This window comes from Streptomyces sp. NBC_00859 (genome assembly GCF_045161865.1).
Lineage (GTDB): Bacteria > Actinomycetota > Actinomycetes > Streptomycetales > Streptomycetaceae > Streptomyces.
Genome location: NZ_CP108826.1, coordinates 7,293,882 through 7,312,672 on the forward strand (window position 1 = coordinate 7,293,882; position 18,791 = coordinate 7,312,672).

Genomic DNA, 18,791 nt, shown 5'->3' on the forward strand with positions numbered 1-18,791 from the left:
CTGATTCCTGTCTGCGGTCGGTGGGACGGCCGGGAGTGGATCAGGGGTGGTCGCGGGCGCCGACGGCCCGGAGACAGAGAGCCGTGACCGCGGACACCACGCGCCCGGCCTCGTTCTGTCCGCCGACCGGGGAGAGTGGTCCGAGCAGCGCCTCACTGATCGCCCCGATGACCGCGGCCGCGGAGAGATCCGCTTCCTGCGCGGGGAGTTCGCCCGCAGCGACACCGGCCGCGATGATTTCCTCGGCAAGTCCGTGGTAGCCGCTGCGGTAGGTGCGGCGCTCCGCCTCCACCAAGGGGTCCACCCGTTCGGCCAGCAGCGCCCAGGCGGTCCGCGGTGATCTCAGGGCGCGGTACGAGAAGGCCTCGACCAGGGCTCTGAGCCGGTCCGCCGTGCCGCCCGCGGCCCGTACCGCCTCCCGTACGGTGGCGAGTTCATGACCGGCGGTGTGCCGGAAGACCGCTGCCAGCAACTCCTGTTTCGATGCGAAGTGGTTGTACACGCTCCCGGTGGAGACCCCGGCCCGTGTCGCGATCGCGGCGACGACGGCCGCTGCGTAACCGCCTTCGGACAGCAGGCCGCGGGCGGCTTCGAGCAAGCGCTCGCGGTGGGCCGTACGTGTCGCCTCCGTGCGGGCCGTCGGTCGGTAGGCCATGATGATCTGAACCCCGATTCATATCTTCTCTGTCACTGAACCACTCCCTGCCCGTCCTGCGCAAGAAGGGCCGGGCGGCAGCCCTCAGGGGTCCTTGCGCTGCGCCCGGGGCGCGTGGTCCGGCACCGCGTCTCGCGGCGTACCGAAAGGCCCAGGTGGCTCCGCTGCGTGGGCTCTGCGGCCCCTGCGATGCGCGGCACCGGACCACGCGACCTCATCGGCCGCTCCTGGTGCAAGGACCCCTTAGCCTGAAAGCTCTGAAAGGTGGCACGTCCCATGTCCTCACTCGTCGACGAGCCGGCGGAACGCGGCACCCGCACGGTGCGCGCCTCGACGGCGCTCTCCAGGGCCGGGGCGGTGCTCTCGGGCCGCACGGGCCCGTTCGCCCCGCAGGGCCCGACCCTCCGCGAGCTGACCGTGCAGGCCCTCTCCTCGGTGGAGCGTGGATACGACCTGCTGGCCCCGAAGTTCGACCTGACCCCTTTCCGTACGCCCGACCGGGTCCTGGAGGCGGTCGGCAGCGCCCTGCGCCCACTGGGCCCGTTCGGCGCGGGACTCGATGTCTGCTGCGGAACGGGGGCGGGAGCCGGTGTGCTGCGAGCCCTCTGCGGGGAGCGCGTCACAGGTGTGGACTTCAGCGCCGGGATGCTGGGCGCCGCCCGTCGGGCCGAGGCGGCTGACGCGTCACCGGTGGCCGAGTGGGTGCGGGCCGACGCCCGGTCGCTGCCCTTCCGGAGCGCCTTCGATCTGGCCGTGAGTTTCGGCGCCTTCGGCCACTTTCTACCCGCTGAGCGCCCCGCCCTGTTCGCCGGGGTCCACCGGGCACTTCGCCCGGGTGGGATCTTCGCCTTCCCCGTCGGGGCGCCCCAGTCCTACCGCGACCCGCTGTACTGGACGCTGCTCGGCTTCGACTCGGTGATGCGTGTGCGCAATCTGGTGTGGCGGCCGCCTTTCGTCATGTACTACCGGACGTTCCCTCTGGGTGCCGTACGGGACGATCTGACCCGCGCCGGGTTCTCCGTCGGCCTGCTGCCTCTGGAGGAGTTCGGCCGCCGCCCGGACGGCAGCCCGCACTGGCGTCTCGCCGTGGCCCGTCGGATGTGACGGGCCGGCCGTTGAGTGCCGCGTCGGGTCCGCTGGGCCGGCTGGACGTCAACTGGCCGCCGTCCGACGGGAGGTGCGAGGCAAACACTGTGGAACGAACTGGTCTGGACCCTTGACGCAACGCTGGTCCAGACCAATTATGGGGCGCGATCCGCCTGTTGTCTCACCCACTGGGAGCCTCCATGAGACGTAAGAGATCCGTCCGCGCCCTGCTGACCACCCTGGCGACCGCCGCCGCGTCCGCCGGCATGGTCCTGATCGGGGGCGGCGCGGCGCACGCTGCCCCGGCACCCCTGCCCGCCCACGTCTTCGCGCCGTACTTCGAGGCGTACAACGGCGACAGCCTCGCGGACCTCTCGCAGCAGTCCGGTGCCAAGTACCTGACCATGGCCTTCCTCCAGTCCGATGCACAGGGCTCCTGCACTCCGTACTGGAACGGCGACACGGGCCAGCCGGTGTCCTCGTCCGTGTTCGGAGCGGACATCACGACCATGCGTTCACGCGGCGGTGACGTGATCCCGTCCTTCGGCGGTTACGCGGCGGACAACGGCGGTACGGAGATCGCCGACAGCTGCACCAGCGTGGACTCCATCGCCGCGGCGTACGAAAAGGTCATCACGACCTATGACGTCTCCCGTCTCGACATGGACATCGAGGACAACTCGCTGACCAACAAGGCGGGCATCGACCGCCGCAACCAGGCGATCAAGAAGGTGCAGGACTGGGCGGCGGCCAACGGACGCTCGGTGCAGTTCTCGTACACACTGCCCACCACCACGAGCGGTCTCGCGAGCAGTGGGCTCGCGGTACTCAAGAGCGCGAACACCTACGGTGCCAAGATCGACGTCGTCAACCTCATGACGTTCGACTACTACGACAACGCCACCCACAACATGGCGAACGACACGCAGACCGCGACCAGTGGCCTGGAGAAGCAGCTCGCCTCGCTGAACCCATCCAAGAGCGAGGCTCAGCTCTGGGCGATGATCGGCGTCATCGAGATGCCGGGCATCGACGACTTCGGGGCCGCCGAGACCTTCACCACGGCCGACGCGACCTCCGTCTACAACTGGGCCACCAGCAAGGGAATCAGCACCCTCTCCTTCTGGGCGCTGCAGCGTGACAACGGCGGCTGCCCCGGAACGGGCGGCTCCGACGCCTGCTCCGGCATCGCGCAGGACACCTGGTACTTCAGCCATACCTTCGCCCCCTTCACCGGCGGCGGCAGTGTCCCGGTGACGGACGACTTCTCGCTCACGGCGGCGCCGGTGTCGGCTTCCGTGGCGCCCGGCGGCTCGGCCACCTCGACGGTGAGCACCGCTGTCGTCTCCGGAACTGCACAGAGCGTCGCGCTGAAGACCACCGGCGCGCCGGCCGGCGTGACGGCGTCCCTCAGCCCGGCATCCGTCACCGCGGGCGGTACGGCGAAGCTCACGGTCAGCGCCTCGGCATCGGCCGCGCCCGGTACGTACCCGATCACGGTCACCGGTACGGCGGGCAAGGCCAGTCACTCGAGCACCTTCACGCTGACCGTGTCGGGGCCGGGCGGCGGTACCGGATCGCTGGTGAACGGTGACTTCGAGAGCGGCTCGCTTGCGCCGTGGAACTGCGAGACCGGCGGCTCGGTCGTCGCCACTCCGGCGCACGCCGGCACGCACGCCCTCAAGGCGGTCCCGAGCTCGTCGCAGCTCGGCGAGTGCACCCAGACGGTCAAGCTCGCACCCAACACCAAGTACACGCTGAGCGGTTGGGTACAGGGCGACTACGCCTACCTGGGGGTACGGGGAGGGGCGACCGGCAGCGCCTGGACCAGCGGGAGCGGCTGGTCGAAGCTGACGGTCCCGTTCACCACAGACGCATCGGGGGCGGCAACCGTCTACCTGCACGGCTGGTACGGGCAGGGCACGGTCTACGGCGACGACTTCTCGCTGAGCTGAGCTGAGCTCAGCTGAGCCGGGCCCGTCGTACGGCGGGGCATCCACCGAACGGGCAGGAGACCCGGGATGATGAGCTGACAAACTAGTGCCGCGGTGAGGCGAAGGCTGCCTGCCGCGGCACCGGGCCCTGCCCGGGGTGTGACGACCGATGTGGAGGAGTGGCGAGATGCCGCACGAACGAGCGGGGCAGCAGGCACGACCGGAGGACCTCACCGATGTCGCCCGGCTGGTGACTTCGTACTACGCGCTGCACCCGGACCCCGATGAGCCCGCCCAGCGCGTGGCGTTCGGTACCTCGGGACACCGCGGCTCGTCCTTCGCCACCGCGTTCAACGAGGACCACATCGCCGCCACCAGCCAGGCGATCTGCGAGTACCGGGCCCGGCAGGGGACCGACGGCCCGCTCTTCGTCGGCGCCGACACCCATGCGCTCTCCGAGCCCGCCCGGGTGACCGCGATCGAGGTGTTCGCGGCCAATGGTGTGGATCTGCTCATCGACTCGGCGGACGGCTACACCCCGACGCCCGCTGTCTCGCACGCGATCCTCACGCACAACCGCGGCCGGACCTCGGCACTCGCCGACGGCGTGGTCGTCACCCCCTCGCACAACCCGCCGGCCGACGGAGGGTTCAAGTACAACCCGCCGAGCGGTGGCCCTGCCGGGTCCGACGCGACCGGCTGGATCCAGGACCGCGCCAACGACATCATCGCCGCGGGACTGAAGGACGTACGGCGGCTGCCGTACACCCGCGCTCTGGCCGCTTCCACGACCGGACGCCACGACTTCCTCGGTGCGTACGTGAGCGATCTGCCCTCGGTGCTCGACCTCGACGCCGTGCGCGCCGCCGGGCTGCGCATCGGCGCCGATCCGCTGGGCGGCGCGTCGGTCGCGTACTGGGGCAGGATCGCCGAGCAGCACCGGATCGACCTGACCGTGGTCAATCCCCTGGCCGACCCGACCTGGCGGTTCATGACCCTGGACTGGGACGGCAGGATCCGGATGGACTGCTCGTCGCCGTACGCGATGGCGTCCCTGATCGAGCGGCGGGACGAGTACCGGATCGCCACCGGGAATGACGCGGACGCCGACCGGCACGGCATCGTCACCCCGGACGCGGGGCTCATGAACCCCAATCACTATCTGGCGGCGGCGATCTCCTACCTGTACACCCACCGGGAGCGCTGGCCGGCGGGCGCGGGCATCGGCAAGACGCTGGTCTCGTCCGGAATGATCGACCGGGTGGCCGCCGACCTCGGCCGTGAACTGGTCGAGGTGCCGGTGGGCTTCAAGTGGTTCGTGGACGGCCTGGTGGACGGTTCGCTCGGCTTCGGTGGTGAGGAGTCCGCGGGCGCCTCCTTCCTGCGCCGCGACGGATCGGTCTGGACCACCGACAAGGACGGCATCATCCTGGCCCTGCTCGCCTCCGAGATCCTCGCGGTCACCGGGAAGACCCCATCCGAGCACTACGTGGCGCTGACCGAGCGTTTCGGCGCGCCCGCCTACGCGAGGATCGACGCTCCCGCCAGCCGTGAGGAGAAGGCGGTGCTGGCCAGGCTCTCGCCCGGACAGATCACCGCGGACACCCTGGCGGGGGAGCGGGTCACGGCTGTGCTCACCGAGGCGCCCGGCAATGGCGCGGCGATCGGCGGCATCAAGGTGACCACGGAGAACGCCTGGTTCGCCGCCCGCCCGTCGGGCACCGAGGACGTCTACAAGATCTATGCCGAGTCGTTCCTGGGGGCCAGTCATCTCGGCCGCGTCCAGGAGGAGGCGAAGGCCGTCGTCTCGGCGGCCCTGGCGGGCTGACGCTCCGCGGCCGGCCGTTCCCGTTTCCCGGCGGCACGCGGCCTGCTCGTGGAGTCAGGCGCCGGGAACGGTGCCGTGGATCTGACGCAGGAAGGCGGCGTTGTCGGGCGTGCGCCGGATCTTGTCCAGCAGAGCTTCGAGCATCGTCTGCCCGTCCCTGGACCGGAGCGCCCGGCGCAGCCCCTGCGCGGCGGCCAACTCGCCACCGGAAAGCAGCAGTTCCTCGTGGCGGGTGCCCGAAGGCGTGATGTCGACGGCCGGGAAGACCCGCTTCTCGGCCAGCGAACGGTCCAGTCGGAGCTCCATGTTGCCGGTGCTCTTCAGCTCTTCGAAGAAGTAGTCGTCGGCGCGCGAGCCGGTGTCGACCAGCGCGGTCGCGAGGATGGTCAGCGAGCCGCCTTCCTCGGCGAGACGCGCGGCGCCGAACAGCCGCTTCGGACCCTGCACCGCCGATGCGTCGACTCCGCCCGACAGGGTCCGGCCACCGGATGAGGCCGCGTTGTTGTGCGCCCGGCAGAGCCGGGTCAGCGAGTCGAACAGGATGACGACGTCCTCGCCCTGCTCGACGAGGCGTTTGGCGCGCTCCACGGCGAGGTCGGCGAGTGCGATGTGTTCCTTCGCGGGCCTGTCGAAGGTCGAGGCGAGAACTTCGCCGCGTACGGAGCGGCGCATGTCGGTGACCTCTTCGGGGCGCTCGTCGAGCAGCACCACCATCAGATGGCACTCCGGATGGTTCTCCGCGATGGCCGCCGCGAGTTGCTGGAGCAGCACGGTCTTGCCTGTCCTGGGCGGTGCGACGATCAGGCCGCGCTGCCCCTTGCCGACCGGGGCGACCAGATCGATGAGACGGGCCGCGGTTCCGCCGCCCGCTGATTCCAGCCGCAGCCGCTCGCGCGGGTGCAGCGGTGTCAGGTCGCGGAAGTGCGGTCGGCCCCGAAGGGCCCCGGGCGGGCGGCCGTTGACCCGGTCGACCAGGGCCGGAGCCCCGGGGCGCGCACAGGTGCCTTCGATGAAATCGCCTGCTCGCAGGCCGAATTGGCGAATCTGAGCGGCAGTCACCTGGACGTCGTCGGGAGACGGGCGGGAGCCCGGCGCCCGGTGGGTGCGGAGCAGGCCGTGGCCCCGGCCGATGATGTCGAGGACGCCTGAGGCGGCCACGGCGAGATCTTGTCGGACAGGGGGGCGTTCGAGTGTGGTGGTCATGGCGAATCCTTTCGCGGACATGCGAATCAGAGGCCCGGCGGGGGCGGAGTCGTCACGCCCCCTGCGACGGGCATGAGAGCCCGAGCCGGGAGAGGTGGTGCTTGTGAGCCGGATCGCCGATCATGAGAAGAAGGGCGCAGCGGCGAAACAATGCGATAACTGGCACCGGCGCCCTCTGAAGGGGCGTACACAAGTGCTCACCGCACCGTACCACACCTTCTGGGCTGTACCCGTTCTTCTGCTGCGCCAGCCCGTCCCGGGGGCCGCTCCCTGCCCGCCGCTGGGCCGTCCGGGACCCGTGACGTTGTCCCGACCGGGATATGCGAGCACGCTGGAGGTGCGAGGAGTCCGGCCGGGCACGTGTCCCGGAGTACGAACGGACGCACCACAGGACGGACGAAGGAGCACACCGTGGCGATGGGAGAGGACGAGGCCAGGGGTGACGACGTCTATCAGCCGGAGGGCGGCGAAGTCACCGAGGACTCGGGCATTCTCGACCGCGAGGACACGCTGACCGGCCGCGCGTCCGATCCGTACGACGAGGGCTGGTCCCCGCCCGAGCGACCGCTGGGCGTCGAGCATGCGGGCACCACCCAGGAGGAGCAGCAGGAGGGTGAGTCGCTGGAACAGCGCCTGGCCGAAGAGCTCCCCGATCCGTCGTTGCTCCGCGCACCGGGCGGCGACGGCATCGGTGACACGTCGGACAGCGACGGCGAGCCTCTGGACGACGAGGTCGGCGGCGACCGGTCGGGCCGGCTCGTGGCGCCGGACGAGGGAGCGCACGAGGAGGCCGAGAAGGACATGCTCGCGGAGGACGTCGGCATCGACGGCGGCGCGGCCTCGGCCGAGGAGGCCGCCGTGCACGTCGTCGGCGACGACACGCACGGAGATACCCGGCCGCCGGGTCAGTAGCGCAGTTCGGCTGCGACCCGGTCGTGGTCGGCGAGTGTGTCGTCGGCGACGAAGACGACCTCAGCTCCGGTGTCGAGGGCGAGCTCCACGAGCTCGTCGACGATGTCCTCACGCACGGTCTCGCCGCCGGGGTCCGGAGCTTCCTCCTCCCCGGGACCGACGGGTACCAGATGCCCCTCCTTCACCCGTACGGTCCGCCGGAAGTTCTCCTCGACGGCCAGCAGCGCCACGCGCCCCTCCCGTACCGACTCCCACACCTCGTCGAGGCCCGCGGCGAAGGTCCGCCTGCCCCGTGCGGCGTCGAGCCGCTCCGCGGCCCGCGCGGCGGTCCGTGCCCGGGACTCCCGCAGACTGGGCTCCAGCTCCCTGTACAGCTCGGGGCCCGGCCCGTTCACGAGCCCGCCGGTCTGGATCTTGCCCGCCGCGTGCCGGGTCGCGGTGCCCACCTCCTCCAGGAGACTCAGCGCGGGGGCGAGACCGACCACGTACAGCGGGCGGGGGGCCGCGGCGAGGACCGCGCCGAGCGCGCTGTCCACCTCCCGGAAGAACCGCCGGGTCTCCTCGTCCTGGAACGTGCTGGCCACGTCACCGATGCGTTCCTCGCGCTCCACATCGGTCTGCAGTTCGTCGGGGGCGGCCGGGAAACCGCTGCCGGTGTGCTCGCGCACCGTCTCCTGGGATCCGTGCCAGAGCGTGGCGCGGCCCGCGGCCAGCACGAGCACCCAGTAGGGGGTGGCACGGGCACGGGCGGCGACCAGGTTCCTGGTCAGATAGCTGTCACTGATCACCACGCGCTCCGGTACCTCGCGGGGCAGCACCCAGGTCTGGTAGTCGTCGGTGCTCGCGAAGATCACCAGGCCGTCCAGGGAGTACCGCAGATCGACCTCCGCGTGTGCCCGGTCGAGCTGGGCCCTGAGCCCGCTCCGCACCTCCCGCGACAGCGGCTCCCCGGCTTCGGTCAGAGCGTCGATCCGGTGTCCGGCCTCGGTCACGAGATTGCGCAGCCGCACCGCGTCCTGGGCGTTGTCCGGCTCCCGCCGGTGGGTCGGCATGCTCACGGACACCACCGGATGGGGCTGCTTCTTGCGCAGGCTCTGCAGGAGCGCAGGCGTCAGAGCGTTGGTTTCCATGACTCCCTTTCTGGTACTGGTCCTCCTTCACGATCCATCAGCCGCAGCACGGCTGCATCCGGACGCGGGCCGCCCGCATCCGTGATTAGCATGACGAATGGCGAAGGACGGACCCGTACTCGATGTGGTGACGGAATCCCTGTGCGAGCTCCACGACCGGCTCGGCGCGCTGCGCGACGGCGCGGTCGCCGGCTACATCCCGCAACTTGCGCTCGCGGACCCGGACACCTTCGGGCTCTCTCTGGTGAGCATGTACGGACACCGGTACGAGGCGGGCGACGCGGAACTGCCGTTCAGCATCCAGTCCGTGTCGAAGCCGTTCGTCTACGCCCTGGTCCTCTCGCTGCTGGGGCTGGACGAAGTGACCCGGTGGGTGGGCACGGAGCCGAGCGGCGAGGGGTTCAACGCGATCAGCCTGGAGCCGGACACGGGGCGGCCGGACAACGCGATGATCAATGCGGGGGCCATCGTCACTACGGCGCTGGTGCCCGGTGCCACCGGCGCGGAGCGGTTCGAACGCATCCTGGAGTGCCTGAGCCGTTTCGCGGGCCGCCGCCTGGACGTGGACGAGGCGGTGCACGCGTCGGAGGCCGAGACAGGTGACCGCAACCGCGCCCTGGCCTATCTGATGAGCAGCCTCGGGGCGCTGCCCGGCCCGCCTTCGGTCGTGGACACGTATTTCCGGCAGTGCGCGGTGCGGGTCACCACCGGCGATCTCGCGGTGATGGCATCGACGCTGGCCAACGCGGGCGTCAACCCGGTGACCGGCGAGACCGTGGTGTCCGAGACCGTCGCCTGTCAGGTGCTCGCGGTGATGGCGTCCTGCGGGATGTACGACGCGTCCGGTGCCTGGCTTCTGCGCGTGGGCCTGCCCGCGAAGAGCGGGGTGTCCGGCGGGCTGATCGCCGTGAGCCCGGCCCGGTTCGGAGTCGCAGTGCACAGCCCGCCCCTGGATGCCGCGGGTACCCCGGTGCGCGGCATCGAGGCGCTGCGGGAGCTGTCCGAGCGGTTCGGGCTCCACATGATGCGCCATCCCACACTGTCGGCGCCCACGATCACGGAGGCGGACCACGGGACGCGGACGGGGCTCGTCGCCGCGCAGGGGGCCCTGGACTTCACTGCGGCCGAGCGACTGCTGCACGGTCTCTCGGACGTGGTCCCGGAGTCCGGTGGCTGGGTCGTGCTGGACCTGCTCGATGTCACCAGCATCGAGCCCTCGGGCGCGTCGGTCCTGGCCTCCGCGCTCGCCCGTCTGGAGGCGGAGGGGCACCGGGTGGCCGTCGTGGTCGATCCGCGCGTGCCGACCGGGGCGCGGCTGACTCCCTGGCGGAGGTTCCCCTCCCGCGAGGAGGCCATCGCCTGGTGCGAGAGGGGGCGGTCCGCGGGGGGTCCGGCCGCCTCCGGTCCCGGGCCCGGCCGGTGACCCGGGTACTTCTCCGCGGTGCCGCGGGCCGGTCGTGACAGCGGCCAGGGGGAGGACCGGGCCGCGCAGCCGCGGACCGGGCCCCCTGCGGTGACTCAGTGCTGCCGGGCCTTCCCGGCAGCGGGTGCGGCGTTGCTGGTGGTGACCTGTACCTGGTCGACGACCAGTTGCTGCGGGAAAGCGGTGCTGCCGTCCGGGTCTCCGGGCCAGTACCCGCCGACGGCCAGGTTGAGGATCAGGAAGAAGGGCTTGTTGAACACCCACTGATTGCCGCCGACATCCGCGGGCGTACGAGTCTGGTAGACGGTGCCGTCCACGGACCACGTGATCGAGTCGGGTGCCCAGTCGACGGCGAAGGTGTGGAAGTCGTCGGAGAACGCCTGGCCGCCCGGGAGCGTGTAGCCGGCCCCGATGCCGGCGGAGCCGGAGTAGCCGGGACCATGGATGGTGCCGTGTACGGTCGACGGTTCGAAGCCGACGTTCTCCATCACGTCGATCTCACCGGAGTTGGGCCAGCCGACCTGTCCGATGTCGTCCCCCAGCATCCAGAAGGCGGGCCACATGCCCTGCCCCTTGGGGATCTTTATCCGCGCCTCGACATGGCCGTAGGCGGCCGAGAACTTGCCGGAAGTGTTCAGCCGTGCCGATGTGTACTCACAGGACCCGTACCAGCACTGGTAGTTGTTCGGGTTCTCCTTGCGTGCCGTGATGACCAGGTGGCCCTGACCGTCGAGAGCGGCATTGTCGCTGCCAGGCGTGTAGTACTCGCGTTCGTGGTTGTCGACATTGTCGCCGGTCTCCGTCTGCCACTTGCTGCCGTCGACGGCGGAGCCCGCCGGCCCGTCGAAGGTGTCGGAGAAGGTCGCCGCGGCCGTTTTCGCCGCCGGGCGGGCGGCGGAGGCGGGATCGGCGTTCGCGGTGGACGCGATGACGGGGGCGAGGAGCAGAGCGGACGCGGTGGCGACGAGGAGCCGCCGGGTCAGGCGTGGGGAGCCCATGGTTCTCCCTTCCGGTGCACCCAGGGGGTGCACTGAACGGGCATGTTTGACATGGATATGACAGACATGCGCAACGGGGTCGCCCGATGGGTGCGGCGACCGGGGTGGGGGGCGCGCTTCACTCCGAGATTTAAGAAGTGAACCTACCCACTGTCAAGACCTTGGTCTGTACCACTCTGCGGACTACCGAATTCATGCCTGAACGCATAGAGGCGAAGAGTGAGTTGTGTCCGCTTCATGCCTTCGGAAAGTGAACCAACCGCGTACGGCCAGCGGTTGACGGGCTGGTCCCGGCGCGCCCGGAATCCGCCGGGCGGCACCGACGTGGAGCTCCCGGCCGAGCCTCCGGAGGGCCGACGCCAACTCACCCGTGCTCCGCCAGGATTGGCTGAAGGGAGTGAAGCACGGGGCCCCTGTGGGGGCCGAGGCGCGGGAGCGGTACCCTGCGCGCGCACCGCCAAACGGGCGGCGCAGCAAGTGTGGAGGGTTTAGTGACCGTAACCAAGGGATCGTGGCGGCTCCGGGGGGCTTTCATAGCCGCGGCGGCGAGCGTGGTCGGCGTCGGTCTGTGTGCTGTCCCGGCTCAGGCGCACACACCGACGTGGACCGTTTCGTGCTCCGAGGTCAGCCTTGACCTCACTGCGTACAACGCCGGCGTCACCAACACGGTGACCGTCAGTGTGGACGGGAAGGAGCTCCTTCCCGCACAGAACTTCGGCTCGTCCTTCAGCAAGACGCTGCCGCTCGGCGAGCACACCAAGCCGCTCACCGTGCACCTCGTCGTGAAGGCCGGCGACGGGGAGCAGTTCTCGAAGGACGACACGCGGACGGCTCCCGTCTGCGCATCGTCCCCGTCGACGCCCGCCTCTCAGCCCCCGACCCAGGCCCCGAGCTCTGCGGCCCCTGCCCCGAGCAGTAAGCCGAGCTCCGCCCCCAGCAGCCCCGCGGCGGCAGCCCCCGCGCCGTCGCCGAGCGCCACTGCGCCGTCGGACCTCGCCGAGACCGGTTCTTCCAGCTCCACGCCCCTCATCGCGGGCGCGGCCGCTGTGGTCATCGTCGCCGGTGGCGGCATCATGTTCGCCGCGCGCAAGCGCCGCAGCAACCAGAGCTGACCCACCAGGGCTGCCGGCGCCTCCCGCAGGAGACGCCGGCAGTCCGGTGTGCGGAGGGCCCGTGTGAGGAAGCCCGGGATTCAGCGCACGCTCTCACGTCTTCCGGTAGTCGTACGCCTCGACGGCCGCGGCCTCCACCGCGTCCAGACCGCCCCCGGCCGAAGCGGTGACCATGGCGGCCACCGCGCCCTCCAGGAACGGGGCATCCACCAGCCGCGTGCCGTCCGGAAGTTCGTCCCCCTCGGCCAGGAGTGCCTTCACGGTCAGTACGGCACTGCCGAGGTCGACGAGGACCGCGACACCCGCGCCCCGGTCCACCGCCGCGGCTGCCGCCGAGATCAGCTCCGAGCTGGTGCCGAGCCCACCGTCCGGGGTGCCGCCCGCGGCGGCGACCGGAGCGGTCGTCGCTCCCCCCGCCAGGCCGGTCGCCAGTTCGGCGACGGCCGCCGCGACCGCCGCGCTGTGGGACACCAGGACGATTCCCACGAGGTCGCTCATGCGTCCGCCTCCGCCAGCGCGGCGAACAGCAGCGCCGACGACGTCGCCCCAGGATCCTGGTGCCCTACGCTGCGCTCACCGAGATAACTCGCCCGGCCCTTGCGGGCCAGTAGCGGTACGGTCGCCAGCGCCCCGGCCTCCGCGGCTTCCGCGGCCGAGGCGAAGGACTCCCCGAGCGCCTCGGCACCGGGAAGCAGAGCGTCCAGCATCGTCTTGTCACCCGCGGCGGCGCCGCCGAGCCTGCTCACCGCCTCGGTCCCGGCCTTCAGCGCCGCGGACAGCTGCTCCCTGGTGACGGAGGCCTCTTCCCCGAGCGCCTTCCCGGTGCGCCGCAGGAGCGTCCCGTACAGCGGCCCTGACGCGCCGCCGACGGTGGAGATGAGCTGCCGTCCGGCCAGTGTGAGGACCGCGCCCGGCGTCTGCGGCGCTGCCTTGTCGAGCGCGTCCTGCACGGCGGCGAATCCGCGCCGCAGGTTACTTCCGTGGTCGGCGTCGCCGATGGCCGAGTCCAGGTCGGTCAGCCGGTCCGCCTCCCTGTCGACGGCATCGGCCGTCCCGGCCATCCAGCGGCGGAAGAATTCGGCGTCGAGCACAGGTCCTCCTTGGTGAGTCGTTGCACGGGACGGGTCAGCAGCCCCAGCGCAGCGCGGCGGTCCGCACCGGAGCGTCCCACAGTCGCAGCAGTTCCTCGTCCACCTGGCAGAGCGTCACCGAGCAACCTGCCATGTCGAGTGAGGTCACATAGTTCCCCACGAGCGTACGGGCGACGGTCACGCCACGCTCGGCCAGTACACGCTGTACCTCGGCATTGAAGCCGTACAGCTCCAGCAGGGGAGTGGCCCCCGCACCGTTCACCAGCGCGAGCACCGGGAGGGTCGGCCGCAGATCCTCCAGGACGGCGTTCACCGCGTAGTCGGCGATTTCCCGGGAGGTCATCATCGCGCGCCGTTCACGTCCCGGCTCGCCGTGGATCCCGACACCCAACTCCAGCTCTCCGGGCGGCAGGTCGAAAGTGGGCCCGCCCTTGGCCGGGGTGCTGCAGGCACTCAGGGCGACGCCGAAGGACCGCGCGCTCCCGGTCACCTGCCTGGCCACGGCCTCGACCCGCTCCAGCGGTGCCCCTTCCTCGGCCGCGGCCCCCGCCAGCTTCTCGACGAAGAGCGTGGCCCCGGTACCACGCCTGCCTGCGGTGAAGGTGCTGTCGCTCACCGCCACGTCGTCGTTGACCAGGACCTTGGCGATCCGCACGCCCTCGTCCTCGGCGAGCTCCGCCGCCATGTCGAAGTTGAGTACGTCGCCCGTGTAGTTCTTCACGACGAACAGCACACCTTCACCGCTGTCGACGGCCGCCGCGGCCCGCACCATCTGGTCGGGGACCGGCGAGGTGAACACTTCGCCGGGGCAGGCGCCGGAGAGCATCCCGGGCCCGACGAATCCGCCGTGCAGCGGTTCGTGTCCGGACCCTCCTCCCGAGACGAGCCCGACCTTCCCGGCCACGGGCGCGTCGCGCCGTACGATCACGCGGTTCTCGACATCGACGGACAGGTCCGGGTGGGCGGCTGCCATTCCTCGCAGGGCGTCCGCGACCACGGTTTCCGGGACATTGATGAGCATGTTCACAGGTACCTCCGAGTGACGTTGGCGCTTCGGGCACTGGACTGTGTTTCGGCAGGTCAGGGCATATTCGGACTGTAGTTGAGCTTGCTGGTTCCAGGTGCTGTTCCATGGTTCCCGGCGGGGCGGAGGCCGACCGGACGCCGATTTCAGTGACGCTCCGGCAGGCTCGCCGGTCAGCCCCTGCGGGTGTGTTGCCGACGGTTCAGTATCGAACGGAGACATCCGAAGGTCACGCCTCACAGGCATGCGCAGGGGTGCGGCGTACGAAACCGCCCGGGGTCGTGTTCACTCCGGTGCGGCGCCGTGACGGCTGATCCCGCATATGGATGATCAGTCGCTCGCCTTCCTGGACCGGCTTCGGCCAGCGAGGTGTGGAATGCCCGTGTCGGCAGCGACGACGGGGCGGCAGGCTGTCCAGCGCGGACCGGGACGGGGGACACCGGCGGCGTCGTCGCCGTAGGACCCGACCGGGTCGACGGGGTTCAGCGGGAGGCGGCCGGCGGTTCGGCGAGGCTCAGTGTGCCGACCGCGGACACTCTCAGACCGGCCAGGCCGGTGGAGAACACCAGTAGGCGGCTGCGGCGGCGAGGCCCAGCCACACACGACGGGGCCGAGGGGCCGGGCATCGGACGGCGGTGCCCACCCGCTCACCGGTGACCCAGCGGGCGGTGCCTGCGGTGCGATCGGCGGGCGGTGCCTGCGCCGAGGGGCAGCGGCGCTCCTGCCCGACCCACGCGCGACAGCTGCCCGTCAGGCCCGGAAGGCTTCCGGATGGACCACGTACTGATCAGTTCGAAGTGAAGTCGCTTGCTGAACAGGCCAGTTGAGATGAGCGATGGCGCGATTGCCCGAGTTTCGGGTGATGTTGTGCCAGATGATGCGTAGGGACAGGGGGCCCCGCTGCCGCCTCCGCGCCCGTCGGAGTGCCGAACAGCCCCCGGATTCAAGCCAATTAAGGGTGTCGGTGACGTGCCCCGCCGATGCGGGCGGCCGACGCCGTCGGCGTTCGGGGGGCCGGAGTCCCTCTTCGCGCAGGTCAGGTCGAATGGCGACACGCGTCAAGCGCAGTGGCCCGGTGTACCCGGAAGAGCCACCGGTTACCGGCCACCGGCCATCGCGCCGGGGCGGCGCCACCACCACTTCCGCGTTCTCCCACCAGCAGGGACAACCTTTCGGACACGACGGGCAGCAGGTTGTCGCGAAGCACTGCGGTCAGTGTGCGTTGTCCGGAGGCTGCGGCGACAATTCGTAGCGTGGGAAAGCCAATGTCGCCCGACGCACGCCGAGCGCGGTGACACCGCAGGCCCCGCCCGTATGAGGGTTGCGCGGTCTACGATATTGCGGAGCGACCTCATGGGAAATCGCCAGTTCGCCGAGATGCTGATGCGCACGCGGTTGCGCTCCGGCATCACCCAAAAGCAACTCGCCGACCTGTCCACGGTCAGTTCGCGTGCCATACGGAACCTGGAGAAGGGCCATGTCAGCCACCCCCGCAGAGAGACCGTCCAGCTGCTGGCCGATGCGCTGCGGATAGAGGGGACCACCCGTCACCGGCTGCTGCAACTCGCCGTCGACGAAGACACCCAGAGACTTCGCACGGGATTCAGCCAGGGCGGTTCCTGCGCACCGGACTTCGGTTTGCCGGGGAACACCCGTGACCCTTTGCGCCGTTGGGGTCGGGGAATATCCGGAGCCGGCTGCGGAACGCCGCCCCCGGCTACTGCCGAACCGTCCTGGACACCACTGCCCGGCCCGCACGGAAGTGATGACATGCACGACCACGAGGAACAGAGCGACGGCCGAATGAGCTCGCAGAGGCCGGAGTACGAGTACAAGGCCGTGTCGCTGCCCGAGGGTGGGGCGCGCGCCGGAGTCATCGGTGTGCTCAACGAGGAGGGCAGTGACGGCTGGCGACTGGCGGCCGTCGACGGGGACACCGCCTATATGGAACGCCGTACGGACTGAGACCGCACGGGCCGGGAAAGCTGAGCGCCGCCGCACCGCCGCATGGCGGCAGCCGCACGGGTTCCGTACGGAGAGGGTGCGTACAGCGTCCTCCGCGGTGCACGATAACGACCCGGAAGTGGGCGGGTCCGCGCCTTTGTGCGCGGGCCCGCCCACCGCGTGTGCCGCCCGCGCGTTCACCCCCGCGCCTCCCCGTCCCGGACACCTGTTCAGAACCCGCACATTTCCGTTTCGGTTCCACGCCTCAGGGCTCGGGGTGCCGGTCAGATTCCGGCGGAAGATGCCGGAGTTGCCGCTTGCTTCCTCTAGCGTCGACCGGACGAACTTCTTCTCCTGAAACTCTGGAGAGCCTTCGAGAAGCAGGGAGCCGCGAGAATGTCAGCACCCGCGATCACGACCGGCACGGAGCTTCCGCCCGGACCGCGAGAACACCTCACATCGGACAGCACCCGTCGCATACTCCGCCTGCAGAATTCCTTTCTGCGGCACGCCCGGGATTTCCTGCGCGAAGCGGGCTTCATGGAACTCCTGCCGCCCATCATCGGCCCGGTGACCGACCCGGGAATTCGCGGTGCCAAGCAGGTCGACGTGGATTTCTACGGGCACCGCTACAAGCTGATGACGAGTGCGTTCGTCTACAAGCAGACCGCGCTGCTCGCACACGACCGGATCTTCTACGTCGCCCCGAACGTACGCATGGAGCCACTGGAGACCTGCTCCACGCAGCGTCACCTGGCCGAGTTCCACCAGCTCGACATCGAGATGGCGCACACCAGCCGCGAGGAGGTCATGGACCTCGCCGAGGGCATCATCGTCAGCGCCACACGCGCTCTGATCGCCGAGTCGCAGGACGACCTCGTCGCCCTGGGGCGCGACGTGGACGCGCTGCGGGCGATGGTGGCCGCCCCGTTCGAGCGGCTGCCGCACGCGGACGCCGTGACCCGGCTCATCGACGGCGGGCACGCCCAGAGCGCCGCCGCCGAGATCGACTGGGAGGGCGAGCGCATCCTGTCCGACGGCAGCGCCCGGCCGGTGTTCCTGACCGACTACCCCAAGGGCTCACGGGTCTTCCTGGAGCGCGAGGACAGCGAACGGCCCCGCATCCTGCGCACGTTCGACCTGCTCATGCCCGAGGGGTACGGCGAGGTCATCAGCGGTGGAGAGCGGGAGTCGGACTACCGGCGCCTGATCACCCGGATGCGTGAGACGGGGGAGAACCCGTCGAAGTACGGCTGGTACCTGGACGAGGTGAAGAAGGGGATTCCGCCGAGCGCCGGCTTCGGCCTGGGCATCCAGCGCTTCACGCGCTACCTCGTGGGTGCCGACTACGTGTGGCAGGCCACGGCCTTCCCCAAACTGCCCGGTATCGTCTCGCCCTGACCGAGGAGATGCTGACATGCCTCATGTCGCGCCCACGAACGGCTCCGCCGGGCAGCACCTGCCCGGCACCGGTACCGGCGGCCCGCCCGGCTCCCGCCCCGCTGCCCCCTACGCCCACGGCTCCCGCGTCACCGGCCCGTACGCCCCGAGCCCCCACGCCCCCCGCGGCTCCGTGCCGGAGCCGCGCACACCGGGCCGCGCCCCCGGGGACCTCGGTAGCTCGCCACGGAGCGCCATGGCCCCCGCCACCGGACTGCTGGGCACCGGCCCCCGCCGGCCGCCGCGCCCCGCCGGACCCACGACGGCGGCAATCGCCGCGGCCGGCCCCGTACCGTCGGCGCGGGGCGTGTGGCAGGCGCCGGCCCAGTCCGACGAACCGCCCCGGGTGCTGCTCCTCGACGGGGATCCCGTCTCCCGCCAGGTCTTCGGTGGCACGCTGAACGGGGACGATCAGGTGAGCCTCGTCGCCACCGGCGACAGCAGGCAGCCGCTCGCCGAATGGCCGCTGCACCGGGCCGACCTGACGATCCTGGTCTCCGGCCCGCTGGAGAACCACGTCCTGAAGGCACAGGACGTGGCGCGCCGCGGCGGCAGGGCACTCCTGGTGGGCGTCGACTGGACCAAGCACCGGCTTGACGCGGCCCTGTCGTCCGGAGTGTCGGGCTGCCTGAGCAAGGACTGGGCGCTGTGCCACCTGCCGCAGGCGGCCGCCGCCGCCGCGACCGGACACGTCGTCCTCTCGCCCGACCTGGTCGGACTGTGCGTCTCGATGCAGCCCGTGGACGCCGGGCGCGGTCTGGCACACCGCCTGCGCTGCCTGACCCGCCGGGAACGGGAAGTGCTGACCCTGCTGGCGGAGGGGATGTCCACCAGCGAGGTGTCGGACACCCTCGTGGTCTCGCAGGCCACCATCAAGAGCCATGTCTCCCACGCCCTGACCAAGCTGTGTGTACGCAACCGGCTCGAAGCCGTCCTGCTCATGCAGGCGGCCCTGGGCTGCGGTGTCCAGCACGGTGACTTCCGACCAGGAGAGATCTGAAGGGAGCAGCT

15 protein-coding genes and 1 pseudogene are annotated in these 18,791 nt (G+C 70.5%); 9 read left to right on the forward strand and 7 right to left on the reverse strand.

The features are described 5' to 3' along the window. Nucleotides 1-40 precede the first annotated feature (40 nt). Nucleotides 41-655, reverse strand: a complete 615-nt coding sequence (locus OG584_RS32145) for a TetR/AcrR family transcriptional regulator (protein ID WP_405783099.1) — start codon at nucleotides 653-655, stop codon at nucleotides 41-43. A gap of 276 nt (nucleotides 656-931) precedes the next feature. Between OG584_RS32145 and OG584_RS32150 the strand changes: the two genes are divergently transcribed. From OG584_RS32150 to pgm, 3 genes are all read left to right on the forward strand, one after another. Next, on the forward strand, nucleotides 932-1,759 hold the full coding sequence (locus OG584_RS32150; RefSeq protein ID WP_405783100.1) for a class I SAM-dependent methyltransferase: 828 nt from the start codon (nucleotides 932-934) through the stop codon (nucleotides 1,757-1,759). A 182-nt stretch (nucleotides 1,760-1,941) separates the two neighbouring features. Beyond that, a complete protein-coding gene (locus tag OG584_RS32155; protein WP_405783102.1) occupies nucleotides 1,942-3,696 on the forward strand; it encodes a glycosyl hydrolase family 18 protein in 1,755 nt (584 codons plus the stop codon). 166 nt (nucleotides 3,697-3,862) lie between these two features. Further along, entirely contained in the window at nucleotides 3,863-5,503 is a 1,641-nt protein-coding gene (gene pgm, locus OG584_RS32160; protein WP_405783104.1) for a phosphoglucomutase (alpha-D-glucose-1,6-bisphosphate-dependent), read from the forward strand. 54 nt (nucleotides 5,504-5,557) lie between these two features. Here the strand turns inward: pgm and rho are convergent, their stop codons facing one another. Further along, nucleotides 5,558-6,727, reverse strand: a complete 1,170-nt coding sequence (rho, locus tag OG584_RS32165; protein WP_405783105.1) for a transcription termination factor Rho — start codon at nucleotides 6,725-6,727, stop codon at nucleotides 5,558-5,560. Nucleotides 6,728-7,123: 396 nt separating this feature from the next. On the opposite strand from rho, the gene OG584_RS32170 reads away from it, so the two are divergent. Further along, entirely contained in the window at nucleotides 7,124-7,618 is a 495-nt protein-coding gene (locus tag OG584_RS32170; protein ID WP_405784397.1) for a DUF5709 domain-containing protein, read from the forward strand. Here the strand turns inward: OG584_RS32170 and OG584_RS32175 are convergent. Continuing rightward, complete coding sequence (locus tag OG584_RS32175; RefSeq protein WP_405783107.1) at nucleotides 7,612-8,748, reverse strand: chemotaxis protein; 1,137 nt, start codon at nucleotides 8,746-8,748, stop codon at nucleotides 7,612-7,614. The two genes, OG584_RS32170 and OG584_RS32175, sit on opposite strands and share 7 nt — an antisense overlap. A gap of 97 nt (nucleotides 8,749-8,845) precedes the next feature. Between OG584_RS32175 and glsA the strand changes: the two genes are divergently transcribed. After that, a complete protein-coding gene (glsA, locus tag OG584_RS32180) occupies nucleotides 8,846-10,171 on the forward strand; it encodes a glutaminase A (RefSeq protein ID WP_405783109.1) in 1,326 nt (441 codons plus the stop codon). 125 nt (nucleotides 10,172-10,296) lie between these two features. Here the strand turns inward: glsA and OG584_RS32185 are convergent. Continuing rightward, a pseudogene (locus OG584_RS32185) lies at nucleotides 10,297-11,169 on the reverse strand (family 16 glycosylhydrolase); the annotation flags it as partial. A gap of 491 nt (nucleotides 11,170-11,660) precedes the next feature. Here OG584_RS32185 and OG584_RS32190 point away from each other — a divergent pair. After that, nucleotides 11,661-12,281 (forward strand): LAETG motif-containing sortase-dependent surface protein, encoded by a 621-nt coding sequence (locus tag OG584_RS32190; RefSeq protein WP_405783110.1) that lies wholly within the window; start codon nucleotides 11,661-11,663, stop codon nucleotides 12,279-12,281. 93 nt (nucleotides 12,282-12,374) lie between these two features. On the opposite strand, the gene OG584_RS32195 is transcribed toward OG584_RS32190, so the two are convergent. From OG584_RS32195 to dhaK, 3 genes are read right to left on the reverse strand one after another with little or no spacing between them, the layout of a single operon-like run. Continuing rightward, on the reverse strand, nucleotides 12,375-12,779 hold the full coding sequence (locus OG584_RS32195; RefSeq protein ID WP_405783111.1) for a PTS-dependent dihydroxyacetone kinase phosphotransferase subunit DhaM: 405 nt from the start codon (nucleotides 12,777-12,779) through the stop codon (nucleotides 12,375-12,377). Next, nucleotides 12,776-13,372: a dihydroxyacetone kinase subunit DhaL gene (gene dhaL, locus OG584_RS32200; protein WP_405783113.1), complete on the reverse strand. Its 597-nt coding sequence runs from the start codon at nucleotides 13,370-13,372 to the stop codon at nucleotides 12,776-12,778. The genes OG584_RS32195 and dhaL overlap by 4 nt, the downstream gene beginning before the upstream one ends. Before the next feature lie 34 nt (nucleotides 13,373-13,406). After that, nucleotides 13,407-14,399, reverse strand: a complete 993-nt coding sequence (gene dhaK / locus OG584_RS32205) for a dihydroxyacetone kinase subunit DhaK (protein WP_405783115.1) — start codon at nucleotides 14,397-14,399, stop codon at nucleotides 13,407-13,409. Nucleotides 14,400-15,749: 1,350 nt separating this feature from the next. Between dhaK and OG584_RS32210 the strand changes: the two genes are divergently transcribed. From OG584_RS32210 to OG584_RS32220, 3 genes are all read left to right on the forward strand, one after another. Further along, the gene (locus tag OG584_RS32210; RefSeq protein ID WP_405783116.1) at nucleotides 15,750-16,361 is read left to right on the forward strand and encodes a helix-turn-helix domain-containing protein; all 612 of its coding nucleotides are present in this window, start codon (nucleotides 15,750-15,752) and stop codon (nucleotides 16,359-16,361) included. Between the two features lie 375 nt (nucleotides 16,362-16,736). Then, nucleotides 16,737-17,741, forward strand: a complete 1,005-nt coding sequence (locus tag OG584_RS32215) for an asparagine synthetase A (protein WP_405783118.1) — start codon at nucleotides 16,737-16,739, stop codon at nucleotides 17,739-17,741. A 16-nt stretch (nucleotides 17,742-17,757) separates the two neighbouring features. Next, on the forward strand, nucleotides 17,758-18,780 hold the full coding sequence (locus tag OG584_RS32220; protein ID WP_405783120.1) for a response regulator transcription factor: 1,023 nt from the start codon (nucleotides 17,758-17,760) through the stop codon (nucleotides 18,778-18,780). The last annotated feature ends 11 nt before the right edge of the window (nucleotides 18,781-18,791 follow it).

Excerpts from the sequence above, each read along its gene's own strand:
- OG584_RS32195 (WP_405783111.1), bottom strand. The coding sequence starts at position 12,779 with ATGAGCGACCTCGTGGGAATCGTCCTGGTGTCCCACAGCGCGGCGGTC.
- OG584_RS32210 (WP_405783116.1), top strand. The coding sequence starts at position 15,750 with ATGGGAAATCGCCAGTTCGCCGAGATGCTGATGCGCACGCGGTTGCGC.
- rho (WP_405783105.1), bottom strand. The coding sequence starts at position 6,727 with ATGTCCGCGAAAGGATTCGCCATGACCACCACACTCGAACGCCCCCCT.
- pgm (WP_405783104.1), top strand. The coding sequence starts at position 3,863 with ATGCCGCACGAACGAGCGGGGCAGCAGGCACGACCGGAGGACCTCACC.
- OG584_RS32150 (WP_405783100.1), top strand. The coding sequence starts at position 932 with ATGTCCTCACTCGTCGACGAGCCGGCGGAACGCGGCACCCGCACGGTG.
- OG584_RS32170 (WP_405784397.1), top strand. The coding sequence starts at position 7,124 with ATGGGAGAGGACGAGGCCAGGGGTGACGACGTCTATCAGCCGGAGGGC.
- OG584_RS32215 (WP_405783118.1), top strand. The coding sequence starts at position 16,737 with ATGTCAGCACCCGCGATCACGACCGGCACGGAGCTTCCGCCCGGACCG.
- OG584_RS32145 (WP_405783099.1), bottom strand. The coding sequence starts at position 655 with ATGGCCTACCGACCGACGGCCCGCACGGAGGCGACACGTACGGCCCAC.
- OG584_RS32175 (WP_405783107.1), bottom strand. The coding sequence starts at position 8,748 with ATGGAAACCAACGCTCTGACGCCTGCGCTCCTGCAGAGCCTGCGCAAG.
- glsA (WP_405783109.1), top strand. The coding sequence starts at position 8,846 with ATGGCGAAGGACGGACCCGTACTCGATGTGGTGACGGAATCCCTGTGC.
- OG584_RS32155 (WP_405783102.1), top strand. The coding sequence starts at position 1,942 with ATGAGACGTAAGAGATCCGTCCGCGCCCTGCTGACCACCCTGGCGACC.
- OG584_RS32220 (WP_405783120.1), top strand. The coding sequence starts at position 17,758 with ATGCCTCATGTCGCGCCCACGAACGGCTCCGCCGGGCAGCACCTGCCC.